Annotated in this window: 23 protein-coding genes and 2 pseudogenes; 14 read left to right on the top strand and 11 right to left on the bottom strand. The window is 53.2% G+C overall.

Going from position 1 to position 20766, the window contains the following annotated elements; translation table 11 throughout:
- Window positions 1–200 precede the first annotated feature (200 nt).
- Window positions 201–1661 carry a cardiolipin synthase gene (cls, locus tag GF1_RS04145; RefSeq protein ID WP_267928361.1) on the top strand — a complete coding sequence of 487 codons (1461 nt, stop codon included), beginning with the start codon at window positions 201–203 and terminating at the stop codon, window positions 1659–1661.
- A 196-nt stretch (window positions 1662–1857) separates the two neighbouring features.
- Here the strand turns inward: cls and GF1_RS04140 are convergent, their stop codons facing one another.
- From GF1_RS04140 to GF1_RS04095, 10 genes and pseudogenes are all read right to left on the bottom strand, one after another.
- Window positions 1858–2157: a type II toxin-antitoxin system RelE/ParE family toxin gene (locus GF1_RS04140; RefSeq protein ID WP_267928359.1), complete on the bottom strand. Its 300-nt coding sequence runs from the start codon at window positions 2155–2157 to the stop codon at window positions 1858–1860.
- Entirely contained in the window at window positions 2141–2419 is a 279-nt protein-coding gene (locus GF1_RS04135; RefSeq protein WP_267928358.1) for a type II toxin-antitoxin system Phd/YefM family antitoxin, read from the bottom strand. Before GF1_RS04135 ends, GF1_RS04140 begins: the two co-directional genes overlap by 17 nt.
- A gap of 476 nt (window positions 2420–2895) precedes the next feature.
- Window positions 2896–4119, bottom strand: a complete 1224-nt coding sequence (locus GF1_RS04130) for a hypothetical protein (protein WP_267928356.1) — start codon at window positions 4117–4119, stop codon at window positions 2896–2898.
- An 89-nt stretch (window positions 4120–4208) separates the two neighbouring features.
- Window positions 4209–5306: a helix-turn-helix domain-containing protein gene (locus GF1_RS04125; RefSeq protein ID WP_267928354.1), complete on the bottom strand. Its 1098-nt coding sequence runs from the start codon at window positions 5304–5306 to the stop codon at window positions 4209–4211.
- The gene (locus tag GF1_RS04120) at window positions 5303–5557 is read right to left on the bottom strand and encodes a type II toxin-antitoxin system RelE/ParE family toxin (RefSeq protein ID WP_435051706.1); all 255 of its coding nucleotides are present in this window, start codon (window positions 5555–5557) and stop codon (window positions 5303–5305) included. Before GF1_RS04120 ends, GF1_RS04125 begins: the two co-directional genes overlap by 4 nt.
- A 442-nt stretch (window positions 5558–5999) precedes the next feature.
- Window positions 6000–6401: pseudogene (locus GF1_RS04115) on the bottom strand (integrase core domain-containing protein); the annotation flags it as partial.
- A 1115-nt stretch (window positions 6402–7516) separates the two neighbouring features.
- Window positions 7517–9085, bottom strand: a complete 1569-nt coding sequence (tnpC, locus tag GF1_RS04110; protein WP_267928350.1) for an IS66 family transposase — start codon at window positions 9083–9085, stop codon at window positions 7517–7519.
- 59 nt (window positions 9086–9144) lie between these two features.
- Window positions 9145–9498, bottom strand: coding sequence for an IS66 family insertion sequence element accessory protein TnpB (tnpB, locus tag GF1_RS04105; protein WP_267928074.1), 354 nt, complete (start codon window positions 9496–9498; stop codon window positions 9145–9147).
- Window positions 9498–9848, bottom strand: a complete 351-nt coding sequence (gene tnpA, locus GF1_RS04100) for an IS66 family insertion sequence element accessory protein TnpA (protein ID WP_267928349.1) — start codon at window positions 9846–9848, stop codon at window positions 9498–9500. Before tnpA ends, tnpB begins: the two co-directional genes overlap by 1 nt.
- 16 nt (window positions 9849–9864) lie before the next feature.
- Entirely contained in the window at window positions 9865–10569 is a 705-nt protein-coding gene (locus GF1_RS04095; RefSeq protein ID WP_267928348.1) for a DUF3800 domain-containing protein, read from the bottom strand.
- 184 nt (window positions 10570–10753) lie between these two features.
- Between GF1_RS04095 and GF1_RS04090 the strand changes: the two genes are divergently transcribed.
- The 10 genes and pseudogenes from GF1_RS04090 (at window position 10754) to GF1_RS04050 (ending at window position 17101) form a co-directional block, all read left to right on the top strand.
- Window positions 10754–11233, top strand: coding sequence for an IS110 family transposase (locus GF1_RS04090; protein ID WP_267928346.1), 480 nt, complete (start codon window positions 10754–10756; stop codon window positions 11231–11233).
- Between the two features lie 82 nt (window positions 11234–11315).
- Window positions 11316–11705 (top strand): DUF4372 domain-containing protein, encoded by a 390-nt coding sequence (locus tag GF1_RS04085; protein ID WP_267928345.1) that lies wholly within the window; start codon window positions 11316–11318, stop codon window positions 11703–11705.
- Entirely contained in the window at window positions 11597–11977 is a 381-nt protein-coding gene (locus tag GF1_RS16380) for a transposase (RefSeq protein ID WP_353740448.1), read from the top strand. The genes GF1_RS04085 and GF1_RS16380 overlap by 109 nt, the downstream gene beginning before the upstream one ends.
- Window positions 11950–12318 (top strand): annotated as a pseudogene (locus tag GF1_RS04080) (transposase); the annotation flags it as partial. The gene GF1_RS16380 and the pseudogene GF1_RS04080, both read left to right, overlap by 28 nt.
- 241 nt (window positions 12319–12559) lie before the next feature.
- Entirely contained in the window at window positions 12560–14728 is a 2169-nt protein-coding gene (locus tag GF1_RS04075; protein ID WP_267928344.1) for a HAMP domain-containing methyl-accepting chemotaxis protein, read from the top strand.
- A 223-nt stretch (window positions 14729–14951) separates the two neighbouring features.
- A complete protein-coding gene (locus GF1_RS04070; RefSeq protein ID WP_267928343.1) occupies window positions 14952–15119 on the top strand; it encodes a metallophosphoesterase family protein in 168 nt (55 codons plus the stop codon).
- The gene (locus tag GF1_RS04065; protein ID WP_267928342.1) at window positions 15116–15667 is read left to right on the top strand and encodes a metallophosphoesterase family protein; all 552 of its coding nucleotides are present in this window, start codon (window positions 15116–15118) and stop codon (window positions 15665–15667) included. Before GF1_RS04070 ends, GF1_RS04065 begins: the two co-directional genes overlap by 4 nt.
- A 7-nt stretch (window positions 15668–15674) precedes the next feature.
- Window positions 15675–16325, top strand: coding sequence for a RibD family protein (locus GF1_RS04060; RefSeq protein WP_267928341.1), 651 nt, complete (start codon window positions 15675–15677; stop codon window positions 16323–16325).
- Window positions 16326–16346: 21 nt separating this feature from the next.
- On the top strand, window positions 16347–16475 hold the full coding sequence (locus GF1_RS04055) for a hypothetical protein (protein ID WP_267928340.1): 129 nt from the start codon (window positions 16347–16349) through the stop codon (window positions 16473–16475).
- An 8-nt stretch (window positions 16476–16483) separates the two neighbouring features.
- A complete protein-coding gene (locus tag GF1_RS04050; RefSeq protein WP_267928339.1) occupies window positions 16484–17101 on the top strand; it encodes a hypothetical protein in 618 nt (205 codons plus the stop codon).
- 26 nt (window positions 17102–17127) lie between these two features.
- Here the strand turns inward: GF1_RS04050 and GF1_RS04045 are convergent, their stop codons facing one another.
- Entirely contained in the window at window positions 17128–17568 is a 441-nt protein-coding gene (locus GF1_RS04045; protein ID WP_267928338.1) for a rhodanese-like domain-containing protein, read from the bottom strand.
- A 295-nt stretch (window positions 17569–17863) separates the two neighbouring features.
- Between GF1_RS04045 and GF1_RS04040 the strand changes: the two genes are divergently transcribed.
- From GF1_RS04040 to ppk2, 3 genes are all read left to right on the top strand, one after another.
- The gene (locus GF1_RS04040) at window positions 17864–18679 is read left to right on the top strand and encodes a glycosyltransferase family 2 protein (RefSeq protein WP_267928337.1); all 816 of its coding nucleotides are present in this window, start codon (window positions 17864–17866) and stop codon (window positions 18677–18679) included.
- Window positions 18625–19566 carry a GTP cyclohydrolase, FolE2/MptA family gene (locus GF1_RS04035; protein ID WP_267928336.1) on the top strand — a complete coding sequence of 314 codons (942 nt, stop codon included), beginning with the start codon at window positions 18625–18627 and terminating at the stop codon, window positions 19564–19566. The genes GF1_RS04040 and GF1_RS04035 overlap by 55 nt, the downstream gene beginning before the upstream one ends.
- Before the next feature lie 182 nt (window positions 19567–19748).
- Window positions 19749–20750, top strand: a complete 1002-nt coding sequence (gene ppk2 / locus GF1_RS04030) for a polyphosphate kinase 2 (protein ID WP_267928335.1) — start codon at window positions 19749–19751, stop codon at window positions 20748–20750.
- The last annotated feature ends 16 nt before the right edge of the window (window positions 20751–20766 follow it).

Genomic DNA, 20766 nt, shown 5'->3' with positions numbered 1-20766 from the left:
ACTCCTTCCTGCATGGTTCCAGGTTGGTTTTCTGCCGTCTCCACAGGCAGACATTAAGACCTAAACTTACCACTTATACGGTAAAACTTAAAACGTAAAACTTGACTGATGCGCATTTCATGTGCAATTGTTCACGGACATCTTGTATCGCAGGAGGATATTTTCTCCAATCCAGCGCCCAACCTCTACCAGCCTGTCCCATGAATCAACTTTCCTGGATCGTCACCACGATTATTTTTCTCGCTGACCTGGGAATCCGCATCGGCCTGTCCCTGCGGGTTATCATGCGCAAACGCGAGCCCAGCGTGACCATGGCCTGGCTGGTGGTCATTCTCCTGCTGCCTTTTGCCGGGGCGATCATCTACCTTTTGTTCGGTGAAAACAGGCTTGGAGAGCGAAGAGCCCGGAGAGCCGCCGCCGACCTGCAGCGCCTCTCCAAGTGGGCCCGGAAGCTGAGCCGGCGCCCCCAGGTGGACTGGCTCTCCATCAATCCGGAATGCGACCCCATCCACCGCCAGGCCGATGCCATCCTCGGCATCCCGGCCCTGCCAAGCAATGACCTGACTCTGCTGGACAGCTCGGAAGACTTTTTTCACAGTCTGCTCCGGGATATCAACCAGGCCCGATCAAGCTGTTTTCTCGAATTCTACATCTGGCATCGGGGCGGCTTTGCCGACGAGGTCGTAAACGCCCTTATCCGGGCCGCCCGGCGGGGTGTGACCTGCCGGGTTCTGCTCGATTCCATCGGCAGCAAACCCTTTCTCAAATCCTCCATGGTGCGCAAAATGCGACATCACGGAATCCAGGTGGTCGAGGCCCTGCCGGCCGGGCTCCTGCGGGCACTCTTTGTCCGCATCGACCTGCGCAACCACCGCAAGATCGTGGTCATCGACGGCGAGATCGGCTACACCGGCAGCCAGAACCTGGTGGATCCACGCTACTTCAAGCAGGAACAGGGGGTTGGCCAGTGGATCGACACCATGGTCCGTATCCGGGGCCCCGTTGTCGAGGTAATGTCATCCTCCTTTCTCCACGACTGGATGATGGAAAGCGGGGAGAGCTACCAGGATATCGCCGCCTCTTCCGACAACCATGCCGTGGCCCCGGCCGGGGATGCCCCGGTCCAGCTGGTGCCATCCGGGCCCGGCATCACCGAGGGCGCCATCCACAACCTGTTGCTGACCACCATCTATGCCGCCCGCCGGGAGCTGATTATCACCACGCCCTATTTCGTACCTGACAATGCCCTGCTCATCGCTCTCAAATCAGCGGCCATGCGCGGGGTGGAGGTCACCCTGATCGTGCCGGAAAAAAATGATTCCCGCCTGGTCCATTATGCCAGCCAGGCCCGGTACGGAGAGCTGATCCGTGCCGGAGTGCGAATCATGGCGTTCACCGGCGGCCTGCTGCACTCCAAGACCATCAGCGTTGACAATGATTTCTGCCTGATCGGTTCAGTCAACATGGACATGCGCTCCTTCTGGCTCAACTTTGAACTGACGCTGTTTGTCTATAATAAAAAGTTCACCTCCCGGATGCGAAAGCTGCAGATGGAGTACTGCGACGCGGCCCGGGAACTTACCCTGGACCACCTGCAGGCCCGCCCCCTCAGACAACGTTTTCTGGAAAACACAGCCCTGATCCTGGGCCCGCTTCTGTAATTAGCTGGAAAGACGTGAAATATTCCTGACGCTCAAAAACAAAAAAAGCCCCCTGCTCTTTCGCACCTGGTCATAAAATCAGTCAGGCAGGTGCGAAACAGCAGGGAGCAGTGAAAAATAGAAACGGCGAACGGTTCAGATTGTGATTCGCTCGTTTTTCTCGCTCTCAAACCTCATTCGTTACCACTTGTTTCCTTTATAGATCCAACAGTTTCGCACCATGAATAACCCTCATGATAAAAACTGAATTACCTCTTATCTTGTATATGGCGCGATATTTCTTGTGTGTAATTTGCCGATAATTTGTGCCAAAAAAGATGTTTTCCGGGATCAGCGCAAATCTTTCCGGCATAGTCTCAAGGCTGTAGATTTTTTCTTCTAATTCGAGAATGAATTTTTTTGCATTATTAATGCTGTCTTCAGCAATGTAGTAGAAGATGTGCTCCAGGTCTGTTTTGGCTTTGAACGTAATATAGACTCTATATTTCTTTGCCACACTTGAACTCCTGGAAAAATTCTTTCACTTCGGCGACCCTCCCTTCCTTGATATCTTCTTCTGCGGGTGCGAGAAGCTTTAACAGATTAAATGCATTTAATATTTTTTCATATTCTTTGGCGTCGACCAAGACTGCCTCAGCCTTTCCATTAACTGTTAAAATAACGGGACGCTTTGTTTTGTGAATTTGATCCAGAACGGAATTCGTGTTTCGTTTCAGGTCAGTTATGGACCGGATATCTTCGGTAATACTGATTGGCATATTTTCACCTCGCGATGGCTGCATGAATCCTATACGATGCCATATCGTACACCATTATGGTGCCATTTTGCGAGTATTATTTTGTGCGCATCGAGACAGAGTGGCCCAGTTCCGAGGACAGTATATACATTCATGACACCTCCATATGTATTATATATACTGTCCCCGGAACTGGGAACTGGCGCCCCAAGCGGGTTTTCGGGATTCAACAGGTGCAATGACGTAGGCACACACGAAAAAATCGTGCCAGCCGAAACCCGCGCCAGATGCGGGATTGCGCCGAGGTGTCAATTATTGGCCGAAAACGCCGGTTCTGGCTGAAAGTAAATTTGAGCTTGTCAAATTGGCGTAGTTACAAACCGGCTCCTGAAAAACTGGCCGCGGGGCACGGTGGTGGTTCAGACTTGGCTAAAGCTTGCCATTCATGCGGACGGCAAAATTTGCGGCTTGGATAAGCTGCAATCGGTGCTTGCATGTTAACGTAAGCCACGTTCCGGCCCGAGAATTTTGGCAACGAACCGTTCACCGTGGTCCTCGCCCGCGACCAGTTTGCGGATACGGCCAAGGGTTTCGGCTTCGCATCCCGCATTCTGGGCAGCCTTCATGGTGTGGTCGTAGGCCGCCAGCACATCGAGACCGGTTATTTCGTAGCCATATCCCCTGGTAAGCCACCGGAGCGCCGCCATGCCGGCCTCGACGGCAAAACGCGGTTCTTCGGCGGCCATGTCCCGCGCCGCCCGGGTCAGTGTCCTGGGATCACAGGGCGCCCGGTTGGCCAGTTCAATGGCCTCCTTGTAAAGCCCTGCTGATTTGGCGGCCGCAAACCACTTGCCTTCATTGCCAGGAGTACTGGCCACGAGATCATGGAGGATATCGCTTGCGGACTTGTCCGGGTATTTTCTGGCGATGGCGCGAAAGGTCGCCAGATAGGTCGTTTTCTGATTGGCTTCAATGGCGTAACGGCGGTAGGCCTCTTCAACCATGCCGCTTGACAGCAGGATTTCTTCGCAGGCCCGGGAGATGGCGACCGGGCTTGAATAGTCGTCACGGGAGTCCTCCGCGTAGCGGATCGCATCGGCCTTTCTGCCCATGGCCGCCAGGGCTTTGACGCCCCACTGCCGGTAATGCCAGAATGTATGCGGCGCAAGGTCGAGCAGCTCCAGGATTTCCTCATGCCGCCCGGCGGAGAACAAAGCGCTCAGGCAGGCAGAAGTGCCCTTGAAGTAGCCCTCGCCCGCTTTTCTTTCCCGAGACCAGACCAGCCTTACCGTGTCGATAAACCCATCCGCCCAGTATGATGCCCGCTGCCGGGTCACGCAAAGCTCGCCCCAATACTCGGGAAGCAACTCGATGTAGGGCATTACGTCTTCCTCCACCGCGGCCCAGAGACGGTCCAACCATGTATCGCGCAGACTGTCATCCGCCGGTGCCCCGGCGATGATCGGCACCAGTGTTTCGATGGCGTTGTTGACCGCCGTGCCGATGGCGCCCGACGAACTGTCCACATGTTCCAGGGCGGGCGACAGTTTCTCCAGAAGCAACACTGCGCCCTCGGCACCCAGCACCGGGTCCTTGCGGGCCGTCTTCCTGATTTCCGCCACCGCCTCCTTGATGCGCGTTATGGCCGACTGCGAACGCCAGCCAAAGGCGTGACGCCTGAAACGGGCGCGAAAGGTCCATTTGTGCTTTTTCCTGTCCATTTCTTCTTTACTTCACAGCTTCACAGCCATGACGAAGCCAGATGCATCATTTTCCATTTGGGAGGAGGAAGGGAGAAATTTGGAATGGCTCATGAGTCGGCCCATTCCAGACTTCGGATCAACTCTTTGAAATAATGCCAATTCCCTGTAAGAAACTGATAACGGCCGGCAACGATTCCCGGCGCGATGTCTAACTGGTCCGCAAGTCTCACGATTTCGGCTTTTGAGCGAATCCGGCGAATGGTATCGTCATATTTTGAGGGAATCAGAAATTCTGCGGCAAAATCGTTGGCGCGTTTCTCCCGCGGGTCGTCCTGGCTGCCGTCGTTGATCAACAGATCCTTCTTACTGTCGTACAAGATGTGACCGGCTTCGTGAAAGAAAGAGAACCAGAACTTGTCTTCTCCTCTGCCGCGCAGACAAAGCAGGATCATGGCCTTTTGCGGCGTCAACCATTTGGTGGCCCCATTCCATGGGACCTTTTTCATTTCTTTAACCAGGGCAAGGGCCACTCCTGATTCAGCGCAGAGCCGTTGCATTTCCGGAGCAAAGATATGAGCGGGTTCTCGGGTCAGGTTTCGTATCTGGCGCAAGGCGTTCCTGAAACTCGTTTTATCAAACGGCTGGCAGTCTATCGCCCTGGCCTGCAGTTCGCCAAGTCGTATCCAGGCTGAAGCGGGCCCGGCCTCGCTCTCGAAACACGGCGAGCGGCGGGCAGCCACTGCCGGCGTTTCCCATATCCGGCGCCATGCCTCCACACTGCTGACACCGTAAAATTTCAGCACTTCGCGCAATTGCTCAATCTTGTCTTTGGCGCGGAGCAAAACTCCTCTTTTCGCCAGTTCCGCCACAGGGATATCCTTCAGCCAGTCCAGATCGGCCTGCAACTTCTCCCGCTCGTGAATTCTGGCGAGCTGTTCGCGGTACTGAGCTTCGAGATTGTTCCACATGGCCGCAGGCACTCCGGTGGCAAGTTCCAGCCGGTTGGCGGTTTCATAAGTGATAGGCTGCGTTCCTTTGAAAATGCGGTTTACGGACTGCACGGTAAGATCAGTACGCCGGGCCAGTTCTTTCTGGCTCATGCCGAGGGACTCCATCACTTCCCGCAGGGTTTCTCCGGGAGGGATGGCGTAGTCCGGTTCAAAGCCGTATTTTTTGGTAGCACCAGCCATCACATCCTCCTTCAATGGGTGTCGACAATCCCGATGATCTCGATTTCTGTTATACTGGCCCAGTCCACACCACCGTCCTCTTTCGTGGGAAGCGGGTTGTGAGCGGGGACAAACAGCAAACGGTAAGGATGTTCCAGATCCACTGATAATTGCCCTTTACGGTTTCCTGTCAGTTCGTGACAACGGGCTGGTGGGAGTCGTGAGATGTCATCAAGAGTGGATGCGGCTTTCAGCTCCATCAATCGCTGCTGAAGCTTACGTGCCATTTTTGCTCCCAGCTGCTTTTGCGCCTCCCTACTCAGACAGCACAGCTTTTGCAGCTTCCTTGTCTTGAAATATATATCCATTATGTCATTGGGTCAAGAAAAACATTAACATGCCTTGTTAATGTTTTCACCAGGAGATTTAACACGGTAGCGAATTTTCCCTCCCTCCATGCCGCTCCAACTCTTGGCGTAAGGCATAAATTGTGCGGATGTTATCGGCGCCATTCGGGAATCACTGACTCTCGTTTTCGTGTGGATTTGACACTTTTTACTCAAAGCCACACGAAACGTCGAGGAGCCATTTTTCCGGCCGATCAGGGCGATACTGCCTGTATCACCGAAACTCTGGCAACAGTCAAAGATAACCTTGAGACTCTTGGAGATGAATCGCCGGAACTTCTTTGCGTAGTGACCGACCAAGGCTACAACCAAGCCAGCCTCATCACCTGTCGGGTCCCGAGAGATTGTAAACTGATTTTTTAAAGAGTTCCGGGTTTGTTTCCTTCCATTGTTTCAGGGCCTGTATTGGTGTTATGTGGCCAAGGTTTTTCTGCGGAATGTGATGATTATATATTCGACAGTAATCAGTCAAGGTTTCCTTGAGATGTCGGGCAGACCGGAACTTTGTCTGGCCGACGACCTCGGCTATTCTAGCATTGAACCTCTCGACCATGCCGTTGGTCTGGGGGTGTTTTGGCCTGATGAGACGATGATCTATCTGGTGCTCTGTACATACCTGATCAAAAGGATGCTGTCCTGTGGGTTTCCTTTCACCGTGGGCACAGAACCGGTCCGTGAACTCCTTACCATTATCCGTCAGGATGGTCCTGACCCGAAAGGGAGCTGTTAATGACACTCCATATAGAGCCATTTCATGATCACCCTAATCGGGCCACCTCATGATCGCCGTAATGGAGCCACCCGATGATCAGGCTAATCGAGCCACCCTGTGATCATCTAATGGAGCCACTGGAGGATCATGGTAATCGAGCCACTTCCTCGGATCATAGATCATAATCGGTTCTCGGACTTCCAGATGATCTGGTATACCTTCGCGAAACCAGGAAAACGTTTCCATGGAGGTGTACCAATGGCCAACAGGAGGTTCGAGATGTTTCATTACCGGGCAGAAGTTCCGGGGACAGTATATACATTCATGACACCTCCATATGTATTATATATACTGTCCCCGGAACTGCGGAAATCACACTGATCGGTGCTATGCCGCATCTCGGCAGCCAGTTGCTTTGATTGGCCGTCCGTCCTGCTCCGTTTACATACTGATTCTTTGATATGGTTCTGCTCCTCCCCGAACCCGACACTAACTCCGGCATGTTTTGTTTTTTTGCATGACCACGCTTCTTTGACTGGGACGGCATGAGGGTACGTGATCGTTTCTAGGACGCTGCAAGCCCTGCTTGCAGCAGCTGTCCCCGGCAGGAACTGCTTGCAAGTTCGCGGATAACCTGTCCGGTCTCCGACGAGCAGTTGTTGGGCCCATTCTCGACCGGACAGGTTATCCGCTTCGAGTGAAAACCAACTCCTTTCCTGCTGGCGGGATGGTTGATCCTCGATAGGTGTTTGGTGCAGAATTGCTGTCACCGAATATGAAACCCAAGATAGGGCGTTTTCAAAGATCAGTCAGCCTTCGGCTGAAGGGCGATTAATTTTCGCTTCAAAATTATTTTTGTCTCTTGACAACCAGGGGCCTTCTAAGGGTTATGCTGTTTTTGTTTTAATTACAGTTAGTTACAGGGAAGTTATTGCCACTGGGGCATGTTGGTAAAATAAATCTGAACACTCACATCGTCCTCTGCTAGGATAAATAATTGACCGGCCTATAGACCTATTACCTATTGTTCTTACCCAGTCAGTGACTTTCTCGATTTCCCCTTTGTACTTCGGCGCTGAATAACCTTCTTTTAATTCTGCGTATTTTCTGAGAAAAGTAACCGCAAATTAATCCCCACCTAACTGGCCGATCAACTGCCTGGGATCAATATTCCACGGCAGCATGGCCTCGTAATCCTCCAGGGTGGCAGCCAGGGGTATCTTCTCGAAGATGTAGCGCAGGTAGTTGTAAGGCTCCTGTCTATTGGCCCTGGCTGTCTCGACCAGGCTGTAGATCAGGGCGCTGGCCTTAGCTCCTTCCGGAGTGCCTGAAAAGAGCCAGTTCTTGCGGCCGACGACAAAGGGACGGATACTGTTTTCCGCTCTGTTGTTGTCCATGGACAGCCTCCCATCTTCCAGGTAGCCCACAAGACGATCCCACTGGCGCAGGGAGTAGGAAATGGCCTGGCCGAGTAACCCCTTGGGCGGTGTCTGGGAGGATCTTTTCACCAGCCATCTGTAAAAGTCATCCAGGATCGGCCTGGACTGTTCCTGGCGCAGCCGATGGATCTCCTCCCGGACAAGCCCTGTTTTCTTCCATTTCTTTTCCAGGCTGTAGAGCCTGGAGATATAACCCAGTGCCTTGTCCGCACTGCCGCGTTTTCTGTTTTTGCCCTGGGCCCTGACCACATCCTTGAACTTACGTCGTGCGTGTGCCCAGCAGCCGACATGTCGGATCCCATCAACCTGGTCAAGAAAATCATAACCGGAATAGCCGTCTGTCTGCACGTATCCCCTGAAACCATCGAGGAAGTTCCTGGCCACATCTCCGCTCCGGGTCGGATGGTACTGATAGATCAACACCTGCCTGTCGGGATCTCCCCTTTGAAAGATCCACATGTAGGATTTTGACGTCGGCTTCCGGCCCGGCTCCTTCAGGACCTGGACCGTGGTCTCATCGGCATGGATATAAGACCCGGCAAGAACTTCCTCCTGGAGCAGGTTGAGCAGGGGCTGGCAGGCTTTGGCCGCCTGCATGGCCCAGTTGCACATGGATGCACGCGACAGTTCCAGCCCAATGCGGGCAAACAGCTTTTCCTGCCGATAAAACGGCAGGTGGTCAACAAACTTTGCCACCAGGATATGAGACAGCAACCCAGCCGTGGCAATGGACTTCGGGATAATCTGTGCCGGCGGCGGAGCAACCTTTACTGTCGGCCCCTCGTCCTGCACGCCTTCACAGTTCCTGCAGGCATACTTGGGACGGATATGACGAATCACCTGCACCCGGGCCGGAACGATATCGAGCTGCTCGGACACCTCCTCCCCTATGCGGGTCAGCTCGCAGCCGCAACGGCAGACCTTGTCCTTGTCGTCGATATCATGAACGACCTCGATCCTGGGCAGGTCCTCGGGCAGAGGTTTCCGGCCGCGCTTCCTGCGGGTATGACCAGTGACCTCAACCCCAGGGTCGGCAGGCTCCACATCCGAAGGCTCGGGCATATCGAACAGGGGCAGTTGGACCTTGTTGTTAACAACAGGAGTTTTTTCGCTCGTGCGACTGAACAGCAAGGCCCTCAGATGGCGGACCTGCTCGTGCAGGATGCTGGTTTCCCGGTCATGGCGCTCAAGGATCTCAAGCAGGATCTGCTTGAGCTGTTCGCTGTCTTCGGGCAATGTGGATACGTCTATTTTCATAGACGTATATGTAACATATCATCTTGTTTTTTCAAGGTTTTTCTGCAAAAAAGTGTGCTTTACACCACCAATTCATAGCGCAGTTCCTCGTGCCCACAGCATCGGTCCAGGGACAGGCCATCCAACAGCCAGGCCAGCTCCCGACCCCTGATGGCAAGGACCTCTGCCTCAGTCTGCGGCCAGCTGAACCGATCCTTTTCCAGCCGTTTGTGCCACAGGCAAAATCCGTTGCTGTCCCAGTAGAGCACCTTGACCATATCCCGCTTCCGGTTGCAGAATCCGAACAGATGACCGGACAAAGGGTCCAGTTCCAGCTCCTCGGCAACCAGAATGGACAACCCGTTGATCGACTTGCGCATGTCTGTTGGACCCGGGGCGATATAGACCCGGACAGAACTTGCGGGAAAAAACATTATCGCTGCTCCAGGACCGCCAGCAACCTGGAAAGGGCAGAAGGCGAAAAGTCGTTCTCCACTTCCACGGTCAGGTTGCCGGGCAGGCAGGTAATCCGTAATGGAGCAGATCCTCTCTGGACACGAGTCCGGCAGGCACCATGTAAAACACCGGCGGGAACCAGTCTTCTCTCCTGATTGCCATCGGAGCGGGCCAGCTTCCGGCACCAGTAGGTCAGAGCATGGTAGGATAATCCCCTCCGGCGACAGTACTCGGCCCGACTCAGACCGCTCCGTTCAAGAGCTTTTACATGGGCCTGCCAGTGGTGCTGGCCAAGTGCATCATTTACCTGCTCGTTCTTTCTGCTCATACGCAACCTCCTGTGATTAGGTATCATGGTTGCTTGACAGTATGGCAGAACTTACCGTGTTATTGAAGATGCGGTTCTTTTTGCGCTTACTGAGAAAAAAAGCCATAACATCAGCAACTTGAATGAGGGGAACTTGTTTTGAGTCACCAAAATATGGGACATCTACTATTTGGTTAAGAGGGGGCTTTTTCTTCTCTTTTCTGTAATATGATTCACTCCAGGCTGGCGGGTTGTTGATGAGGTCTGTAAACCTCATTTGCTCTCTTTCCTCGTTGTCAAAAACGAAGATAGTATTCCCTTTATTTTTGTTTTCGGTCTGAAATTTTTTTTGCATAGAAAGAACCAAATGAAAACCAAGAAATCTCCATAACGTATTAAGTTCAATGGGGATATTTCCTGCCTCTAGGTTTGCATAATATTTTTCTTTTATAACACTTGAGTATACAAAATGATGTTTCCTTTCCTTTATCCAATTAAATATAAGGCTAATCACTTCAGACCGTTTATTTCCGTCCATTCCATGCCAAATACCACTACCAGCATAAAAGTTACGAGTGTGTATCTCGCTTAACTCTCTGTCGATTGCTGTTGATAAGCTTTCCAACAAGCTTCCCCAATGCTCTTTTGTAACATGCATTCTTTGAGAATCGACAACAACCCCTACTAATACAGCAATTGGCTCATCTCCTGTTCCACTTTCATCACAGTAGCATACTTTCATGGTATTTCTATTTTATGATAAAATTTCTTGAAGCATAACGCCTCACATCAGCGGCGGCGCTTTTTGCCGTCCGCTGGACATACTATTTGGCAGCCAGGCAAAAAGGCTTCTCCTTCAAGAGCTGATGTATAATGTGAGTGTTTCGATCACAACGGATACTATCAACACAAAAGGAGAAGCCACAATGAAAGTTACGCGAACTGCTCAGAAAATCAACCTGGATAATATTGTCGATATTTCGGTGGATGTTCACAAAGATACCCTGTGCTTTTTCTTTGAAATCGACGGGGCTGAATTTTCCGACACCTGCAGCAACCGTACGACAATTATTGAAAAAAGGCTGATCACTTATCGTGATATAGCCCTTGAGCATGGCAGAAAGGGGTTGCGGATCATCTGCGAACCGACCGGACAGTTTCAGAATAAACTCATGAGAACTGCCAGGAGACTTGGATTTTTCACCAACTATGTCAATGCCGAGTGCGTAGCAAAATTCCGAGTAGTGGAGACCAATGATAACAACAAAACCGACAAAAAGGATCCGCGAGTTATCAATACCCTGGGAAAACTGAATAAGGTCATCAGGTTCCGCATGATCGGAGAAAAGTATTTGATGCTCAGAAAACTGCACAAAATCTACGATGAATCACTGCTGTCCGGTTAAGGAAATAGATACGGCCTGAAGAGCTCCTTTCGTGTATATTGTTGTTACCGCTAACAGCTTAACATAAAAGGAGATTCAGGCCATGGCTCATGGCAACACGGTACTCGCTCAATTGCTCCAACTTATTGACAGACATGATTTTCAAACGCTGGAAAATGGTCAGTTTCGGCCCCAGCGTACATACCGCGCGTTGAGCCGCTGGGGACAATTTACAGCCATGATGTTTGCGCAAATCACCGGTAGAGCAAGCCTTCGGGATATCAGTGCGTCCCTGCAGGCCCAGGCGGGCAGGTTGTACCACCTTGGATTAAAACCGGTGAAGAAATCCACCCTTGCCGATGCAAACAACAACCGGACTGCTGAATTCTTCCAGGCCTTTTTCGAGAAAACCTATCAGCGGATGGCCATATTCCGCAATTCGCCAGTATCACCGATGCCAAGACTTCAGATCTTGCCTTTGCGAGAACACTGACACTGTCTGCCGGTTCCATTGTGGCTGCAGACAGAGCCTATATCGATTTTGCCTGGCTCTACCAACTCAATGAGAGAAAGAATTACCTCGTCACCCGTCTCAAAAGCAACATCAAGTACCGTGTCGTCGAACGGCGCTCTGTCCTCAAAAACAAAGGACTCACCTCTGATCAGACCATTATCCTGACCGGCCCAGGGCCGGTGACTGCCCCATTCCGTTACGTAGGATCGGTTACAGGGATCCAGAGACTGGCAAGCAGTACTTTTTTCTGACCAATAATTTTCACCTTGCCGCCAAAACCATTGCCGATATCTACAAGGCTCGTTGGAAGATCGAGCTGTTTTTCAAGTGGATCAAGCAGAACCTGAAGATCAAGACCTTTCTGGGCACCAGTCGCAACGCTGTCATGACGCAGATCTGGGTGGCCTTGATCACCATGCTGGTTCTCGCTTATATGAAGTTCCTGACAAATCTCGGTCAGTCAATTACTCAAATCCAGCGGTTACTGCAGCTGAACCTGTTCAAAAGGCAGAGTTTATGGGCGCTGTTTGAACGACCGCCTGCTAAACACAAAATCGACAATCCACAAAAAATGTTATTTGATTTCAGCTAGATATAACCGGACACCAGTGAAATATGATCCACTTCCGTTGAACGGTAATAACCATGATATAATATCCAGTAATATTTGAAAATAGTTGACTTGTGCATTTCAGTCTTGTATCCAATTATTATTGATAATCATTTTTGCGCAGTCTTTTTTGAAAAAACAATCTGAATAAAGCGCCTTAATAGATGGAAGCTGCTACATAGACTCCCATGCAGCAAGAAACAGTTTTATATAGGAGAGCTGTATGAGCAAAGTGAACTCGTGGAGTATAGGCAAAAAACTGGTCGTGATGTTCACGCTGGTGACAGTGGTTGCCAGTATTGGAGGCATAGTCGGTCTCATTTACATCGGAAAGATCAACAAAATTCTGAACCGCGTTGTGGACGTTGCTGCTCCCATGGTTGAAACATCAGACGATCTGATTGCCAATTTGTGGGAAGCAAACAAGGTAGCCGAAGAAATATTGGCCGAAGACGATGTTGCAGCCCTCAAGCAACTTCGGATCGAGTTTGACCAACTTGCCGGCGAATATGACGTTGCCTATAACGAGCTGAAAAACCTGGTCACCGACCCGGATATTCTCAAAAGAATTGAAGAGGCAAGGAAGAAGCAACAATCTCTTGTAAGAAGGGTTGGGCAGATGTATGTCGCCCACCGGGACGAATTGGTCAGCAAGAAGGAAGCAGAACAGTTACTTGAACAGTTCGATACCGTGGGGACAACTCTGGCAGAAAAGCTTGAAAAAGTCATAAAAAGAAATCGGGATGAAATGGCAGTGGCCGAGGAGTTGGGTGACAGCATGGAAGCCCGGGGAAACGGTTCTGTGGCTGAACTCAACAGAATTCTCGGAAATCTTTTCGATCACGATTATCCCATGGTGGAGGCGGCTCTTCGCCTTCGGTACCTGCAGGCAGACCTTCGAGATACCAGCGGCGAATACCTGGCTGGGGAAACAGAGGAGGAAATAGCGTCCAGCGAACGTGAATTTGCGGCCTTGGTCGAACTGATGAAGCCACATTTTGACACCTTGTTGCAGTTTTCGGAAACAACAGCTGAGAAACGGGCCGTCGAGGATTTGAAAAATTCTTTTGACCAATGGGTGGAGACGGCAATTGGTCCCGATGGTCTGTTCGCCAAACACGGTAACTATATCCAGGCAAAGAACAGGGCAGCGCAGTTGACAGTGCAACTGGAGCAGGACGCAGACAATGCAGCATCGGTTATAGATTCCATCGTTGAGGATGCCGACAGGGTGAGCGACATGTCGGACGATGCAGCGGCCAAGGTTGTCGCTATGGCGAGAAGAGCGATTCTGATCACTATATTACTCGGCCTGTTCCTCGGCTTCAGCTCCGGACTTGTGGTCGCCCGCGGAATCAGTCGTCCCATAGAGGAAACGGTGGATCTTCTTGAAAAAATTTCCCGTGGAGATCTCTCAAATGATGTACCGGAAAGGTTGCGAAAGCGAAAAGACGAGGTAGGAAGCCTGACGACATCACTGCATGCCATGAACCTGAGTTTACGCAAACTCATTGGGGAATTGGTTGGCAACGTACACACCACGTCTTCTGCGGCAACTGAACTTTCGAGTATTTCTGAACAGGTGACGGGTATCTCCGAGTTGAACAGTGCAAAAGCTTCCACCGTGGCGGCGGCCGCCGAGGAGATGAGCGTGAATATGGATTCTGTGGCGTCTGCTGCCGAGGAGGCAACGACCAATATCAGCCTCGTTGTTTCGGCTACCGACGACATGACTTCAGCAATTAATGAAATCGCCGAAAATACTTCAAGGGCAAGTGCCATTTCCAGTGAAGCCGTCTCTGACGTAAAAACAGCTTCGCAAAAGGTCAATGAGTTGGGACGGGCTGCCGTGGAAATCGGCAAGGTTACAGAGACCATTACCGATATCTCGGACCAGACCAACCTGCTGGCGCTCAACGCCACCATCGAGGCGGCAAGGGCTGGTGAGGCGGGCAAGGGATTTGCGGTGGTGGCCAATGAAATCAAGGAACTCGCCAAGCAGACGGCTGAAGCCACAGGAGAGATTAAAGCACAGATCGAAGGTATTCAGAATTCGACCAAGGACACGGTCACCAGCATCACCCAGATATCCTCGGTTATCGACGAGGTCAACAATACGGTGGCAGCCATCGCCGCAGCGGTGGAACAGCAGACAGCGACGACCAGGGAGATAGCAGACAACATGACCCAGGCAGCCCAAGGGCTTCAGGAGGTCAATGAAAATGTCTCCCAGGGTTCCATGGTCTCTACAGATATTTCAAAGGAAATCGCTGAGGTCAATCAGTCAACCTTGGAAATGGCTAATGCAAGCAAACAGATGATGGAAAGTGTGTTGGAGCTGTCAAAACTGTCGGAAGCATTGCGTGAACTTGCATCAACGTTCAAACTGTAGTTGAACGAACCCACTACGCGACAACAATGCCGAATGTCGGCCAGGGAGTAAGAATCGTTACCCTGGAAGAGGCGAAGAGTCCGTTGGATTTTTAAGGCCACTTTGAAAATTTTTCACAGGTCAGGTATGTTTATTTTTTCATTCCCCTGTATCTTGACCTGGTAAGCTGCACCACTGCGCAACAATCGCCATTTTTCAAAGTGCCTGACAGTGCCGACAGAACATGAAATTCCTCCTGCTTGCCGATATTCATGGAAATTTTCCAGCACTTGAGGCAGTGGCCACCCACTGGAGCCCGGACGAGTTTGACGCAATCATCCACGCCGGTGACGCCACGGTCTATGCCCCTTTCCCAACGAAACCCTTGCCTGGCTGCGGGATCACGAGGTGATCTCCATCCTTGGCAACACCGACCACAAAGTCCGGCGACTGCTGCGGGGCAAAAATTTCAAAAAACCGCGCAAGGCTGAAAAACGCATCATGTACACCTGGACCGCGGACCACCTGAGCCCGGAAAACGCTGCCTATCTAGGCGGGATGAAACAGCAGGCGATACTGGAGATGGAGGGATGGCGGATCGGCGTTTTCCACGGCAGCCCGGCGAGCCCGGATGAGTTTCTCTTCAGCGATACCCCGACCCTTCGCTTTCAGGAGCTGGCCAGGAAGACCGACTGCTCCATCATCATCACCGGCCACTCGCATACCCCCTATCACAAGAAGGTTCTGGGCCGCCATTTCATCAACCCCGGCTCGGTGGGCCGCATGTTCGACGGTAATCCGGCGGCCTCATGGGCGGTGCTCGAGCTGAATGGGGACCAGGTCCGGGTCCGTCATTTCCGTACCCCCTACGACGTGGACAGGGTGGTCCGCACCCTGGCCGAAAACCTGCTCCCGCCCATATATGGTGTCATGTACCGCCAGGGACGCAAACTCAACTGAGAACCCCATGCAAGTCAGTATCATCTGCATCGCCACCCTGGATGGCAGGATTGCCCCGGCCGGATTCGGCAGCCGGGAGGACCGGAGATTTCTCGAGCAGATGCGCGCGGAAACCGACGCCAGCCTGCTGGGGGCCGGCTCGCTCAGGGAGTCGGACCCTGAGATGCGCGGCCCGGACGGGATCCTGGATCCGGCCCGGCTGCGCTGCCTGATCACATCCTCCACCGCCCTGCCCCGGACCAGAAAGATTTTTTCCGATCCGGACTGTCGGCCGCTGGTCTTCTGCCCCGGGCAACGGATGTCAGCCCTGCGGGAATCCATGGGCGAAACCGCGGAAATCATCGGCACGGACGTGGATTCCCGGGGCATGGTCCCTCTGGAGGCGGTCCTGGAGGAACTGGCCGGGCGGGGCGTTAAACGGCTGTTGATCGAAGGCGGGGGACGCCTCAACCACGAGGCGCTCAGGGCGGGCATTGTCGATGAACTGCTGCTGACCCTGGCTCCGAAGATATCGGGCAGGGTTGACACCGCCTGCCTGGCAGACGGACCCGATCATCTCGGTGCTCCCATGCTGGAGCTTATGCTTGCACAGTGGCGGGCCGCCCCCACAGGAGAGCTGTTTCTCCGCTACCGGATACCCCGAAAAAACCGATCATAACCAGAACCAGGTACTGCAGCCATGGAACAACCACACGATCTGGCCATTCTCTTCTCCGGGGGCAAGGACTCCCTGGCCCTCTACGCCCTTGCCATGCAGGGAAGTCATCCTGAAATCCCCGACCGCAGGCCATCCACCTGCTGCACATGAAAAACGGCATGAGCCGCTTTCACAGCTTCCCGCAGCAACGCTACCAGGTGGCCCGGGAGATACTGAAGGCCCAGAGTCCGACAGGAAGACCGGAACCGGATACAGAGTACATAGAGCTGGACAGCGGCAGGCTGTTCCAGGGACTGTGGCTGGACCACTACGAAGACCTGATGCCGCGCTGCGGCGGGAAAAACCTGGTCTGCGTGGCCTGCAAGCTGGCCATGCATACCAAGGGTATTATCTACTGCATCCGCAACCATGTGCCCCTGATTCTGGTGGGCTACACCTCCAAACAGGGCTATTACCCGGAGCAGACCCAGGTGTTCATGGAGAAACTGGCCGATTTTTCCAGCCAGTTCGGTATCACCACCGCCTACCCGCTCTACGAGCCCTTTTCCGACAAGCACATCGCCAGGCACCTGCTGGAGGAACACGGTCTGCCATCCACCGGTGGCGGGGAAAGAAAATGTTTGTTCTGCCAAACAAAAACAACGGCCACGGAGAAAGAAATCGGCCAGTACCTTGACCTGATGTTTCCCCGGACCGCTGCCTTCGTGGAGCACACGCTGGCCGGGCGTATCCGGGAAGCGGCTCTCTGCTTCCCGCCCGGCAACCAGCAGTTATAGATTGATGGATCGCAGGACCGGGCCGCTCAGGCACAGCCTCCGGCGGTATCGAGAAGCATCTCCTTGTCCGGCCATTTCTTTATCCCGCCCTTGAGGATATAGATCTTGTCAGCCGGGACGCCGTGATTGCGCAGATATTCAAAGGCCCGCTTTTCCGCCCTGGTTCCGCGGGGGCCGATAATGACCACCGTGCCTCCACTTTCCTCAAACATATCAACGGCTTTCTTGAGCCTGCGCCTCTCGCCACCGGTTTTCACCGGATAGGCATCGGTCTCCACGGCGCCGAAGAAATGATGCTTCTTGAAATCGTTTGGTTTCTGGATATCGACCAGGAGCAGCGGCTCCCTGCTGTCCAGCCAGCTGGTGAGCTGATCGGGTTCGACAAAGTTATAATCCATGGCCGCAAAGGCCGTGACACACATAAGCAGCCAGAATACGACGGCCAGTTTGACTCTTCCTGCGGTCATTACTACCTCCAATATTGATTCGTTGTTGCCTTTTCAGGTCCTCTATTCTTCAACCCAGTATAGGCAGGAAGATCAAAAAATTGCAAACGACACCCGGAATTTTTCCCTGTAAAGCCCGAAGATAAAGGCAACGGACAATCTCTGTGGCCCAAGCATATATCCTGGAAATCCAGTCCGTTACCATGTACACGATGTGGTATCGAAGCGGATTGACGAGGTTGTCTTTTTCTTTTCCCCTGCTACAATGGAGATCAGTAACCAATCCTGATCAGGCAGTATCACAGGGATATTTTACATGCAGACCGCAGCTGTCATTCCCACCCGTAACCGAAAAACGATGATCACCCGGGCCATCGACAGTGTCCTTTGCCAGACAGAGCCGGTGGATGAAATCATCGTGGTGGACGATGGCTCCACCGATGGCACCGGGGCCTTGATCAGGGAGCGTTATCCCGCAATCATCGTCCTGCGGACCGATGGCCTGGGAGCGGGGCTGGCCAGGGACGCCGGGGTCCGGGCCTCCGGGGCGGATCTCTTTCTTTTTCTGGATTCCGATGATCGCTGGCACCCGGATCATGCCGCGCTGTTGCGCCGGAAGATTGAAGATGGTTTCCAGGTGGCCTTTGGCCGGACCCGGACCGTGGACGAGATCGGTGGCTGTAATTTCCTCATCCCGGATCAGTGGTCGATCGCTCCGGGGGAGTGTTTTTGTTTTTCCCGCCTGGCCCGCTGGTGTTTCCTGGTCCCCTCGTCCGTGGCTGTCACCAGGCAGGCCTACGGGGCAGCCGGTGGATTCGGTGATGAACCGCTGGGAGAGGACTGGTGTTTCTTTCTCCGCCTTGCCACCCGGCTCCCCTTTGGTTTCTGCCCGCAGATCATCACTGATCGCTACCTGCACCGGGACTCCATATGCTGCCTGGACGGCACCAGATCGAAAGAGATACCGGCCCTGGTCCGGCGGGTCCAGCTCTACGCGGCCAGCCATTGCCCGGATGACCGGGACCTGGCTGATTTTCTCACCACCCATTTACATATTGTCTCCAAGGAGCATCACACATGGAACACGGTCCAGGACTGGTTCACAAGCCTGCAGAGGCACGCTCTTCTCTGAAAAGCAGCTTTGACGATACCGCCCACATACGGGCCCTGCAGCACTGCACCGACGTGCCGGAACAGCAGCCGGCCTTTGATCTTGCGGTCACCGAAGCGGGGATCAGCAACAAAACGGTATGGGTCCGGTTACCCCAGGGCAGAATACCCTTTTCAGCAGATATTGCGGTCAACCTGCCTCCAGCGGTCAAGGGCATCCACATGTCGCGCATGGAGGAGGTGGTCTCTGAGCTCTACGAGACAGATTTTTCCGATCTCAGGCAATATGGCTGCGCACTCGCCGATCGTGTTCTTGAGCGCCAGCACGGCACCAGGGTCCGGATAGAACTCCGGGGCAAAATTCCCCATCTCAGCAGGACCGTGATCAGCGACAAGGTATCGGTGGACAGTGCGGAAATCTCTGCGGAAATCATCCTGGAAAAGGACAGCGCGCCCCTGGTGACCATGGGCCTGTCGCTGCACCATATCACGGCCTGTCCCTGTACCCAGCTCTATAACCGGGAACTACCGGGCTTTCCCGCTGACTCGTCTCTGCTTCCCACCCATTCCCAGCGTTCCCTGACCACTATCCGGGTCACCAGCCGGGACAATGCGCTCTCCTACGATGATCTGTTTCTCTGTCTGTCCAAGGCCCTGCACACCACCCAGGACCTCCTGAAACGACCGGATGAGGCAGAAATCGTCTATCGGTCGCATGGTCAGCCGCAGTTTGCCGAAGATACCGTACGGGAGACCGCCAGGGCGGCCGGAACCATCCTGGGTAACAGGCTTCCCGGCGATGCCTTTCTTGTCATCACCTCGCTCAGTTTCGAGAGTATCCACATCCATGACGTGCGCTGTGAGATCCGCACCCCGCTTCACCGGCTGACCGAGCTTCTTTCCTCCTGAAGCCGGCCCTGTGGTGCCCCATCCAGGAAAAACTGTCCCTGTGGAGAAATATGTGATACTTTTAAAGGTTAAGCGTTTCACCGGCCGCCTGAGCGGTCAAAAACGACACCATGCGATTTCTGTCCGTGGCTGCAGCGAGCAATACGCCTGCACGCTGCCATGACAACGGGAGGAAAAGAACAATGGCAGGCAAAGCCCCGCGGAAAACACCAGAAGAGCAGGCCGCGATCACCGCAGACTCAGAGGGAACCCAGAATTTCCGGATGTCGGAAATCATCAGGGAGGCCCTGGAACGGATCGACGAAAAACTCGACGCCTTTGAGTCAACCGATGAAAAATGGAAAAAAATACGCAAGATCCTGCGCAAGCGAGACAAGGACAAGATCCTCGAACGAGCACTTGAAAAATATTACAACGCCGAGGAACTCAAGCCCTACCAGGCCGAGCTGATCAAGCTCCAGCACCACCTTGAGCGAACCGGCAAGAAGATGATCATTCTCTTTGACGGCCGCGACGCCTCGGGCAAAGGCGGCACCATCCGGAGGGTCACCCGCTACATGAACGAGAAGCACTACCGGGTTGTGGCCCTGGGCAAGCCCAACTCCATCCAGCGCACCCAGCTGCACATGAAGCGCTACATCGAGCAGTTTCCCCAGGCCGGAGAAATCGTCCTTTTTGACCGGTCCTGGTATAACCGGGCCATGGTGGAACCGGTCATGGGGTTCTGTACAAAGGAACAGTATCGGCGGTTCATGAAAAAAGTCACCATCTACGAGGAAAACTTCATCGATGACGGCAAGACCACCCTGCTCAAACTCTATTTTTCGGTTTCCAAGGAAGAGCAGGCCCGCCGTTTCGAGCGCCGCAAAAACGATCCCCTGCGTCAGTGGAAGCTGAGCGAGGTGGACCTCCAGGCCCAGGAACTCTGGGACGAGTTCACCGAGATGAAGTACCGGCTGCTGAAAAAGACCCACACCAAAAAATGCCCCTGGTTCATTGTCCGCTCCGACGACAAGCATCAGGCCCGGCTCAACACCATGAAGCTCATTCTCAGCTCCACCAAGTACACGGGCCGAAGCCGGACGCTGGATTTTCTTCCGGATCCCGCGATCATCGTCCCGGGGAACAAAGAGCTGAAAATCATGGAAAAACAGCGCAAAAAACACGGAAAATTTCTCTCGTAGCCATCCAAGGAATGGA

The sequence above is a fragment of the Desulfolithobacter dissulfuricans genome, assembly GCF_025998535.1.
GTDB lineage: Bacteria > Desulfobacterota > Desulfobulbia > Desulfobulbales > Desulfobulbaceae > Desulfolithobacter > Desulfolithobacter dissulfuricans.
The sequence above is the reverse complement of the archived record's forward strand: the minus strand, read 5'-3'. Positions and strand labels throughout refer to the sequence as shown.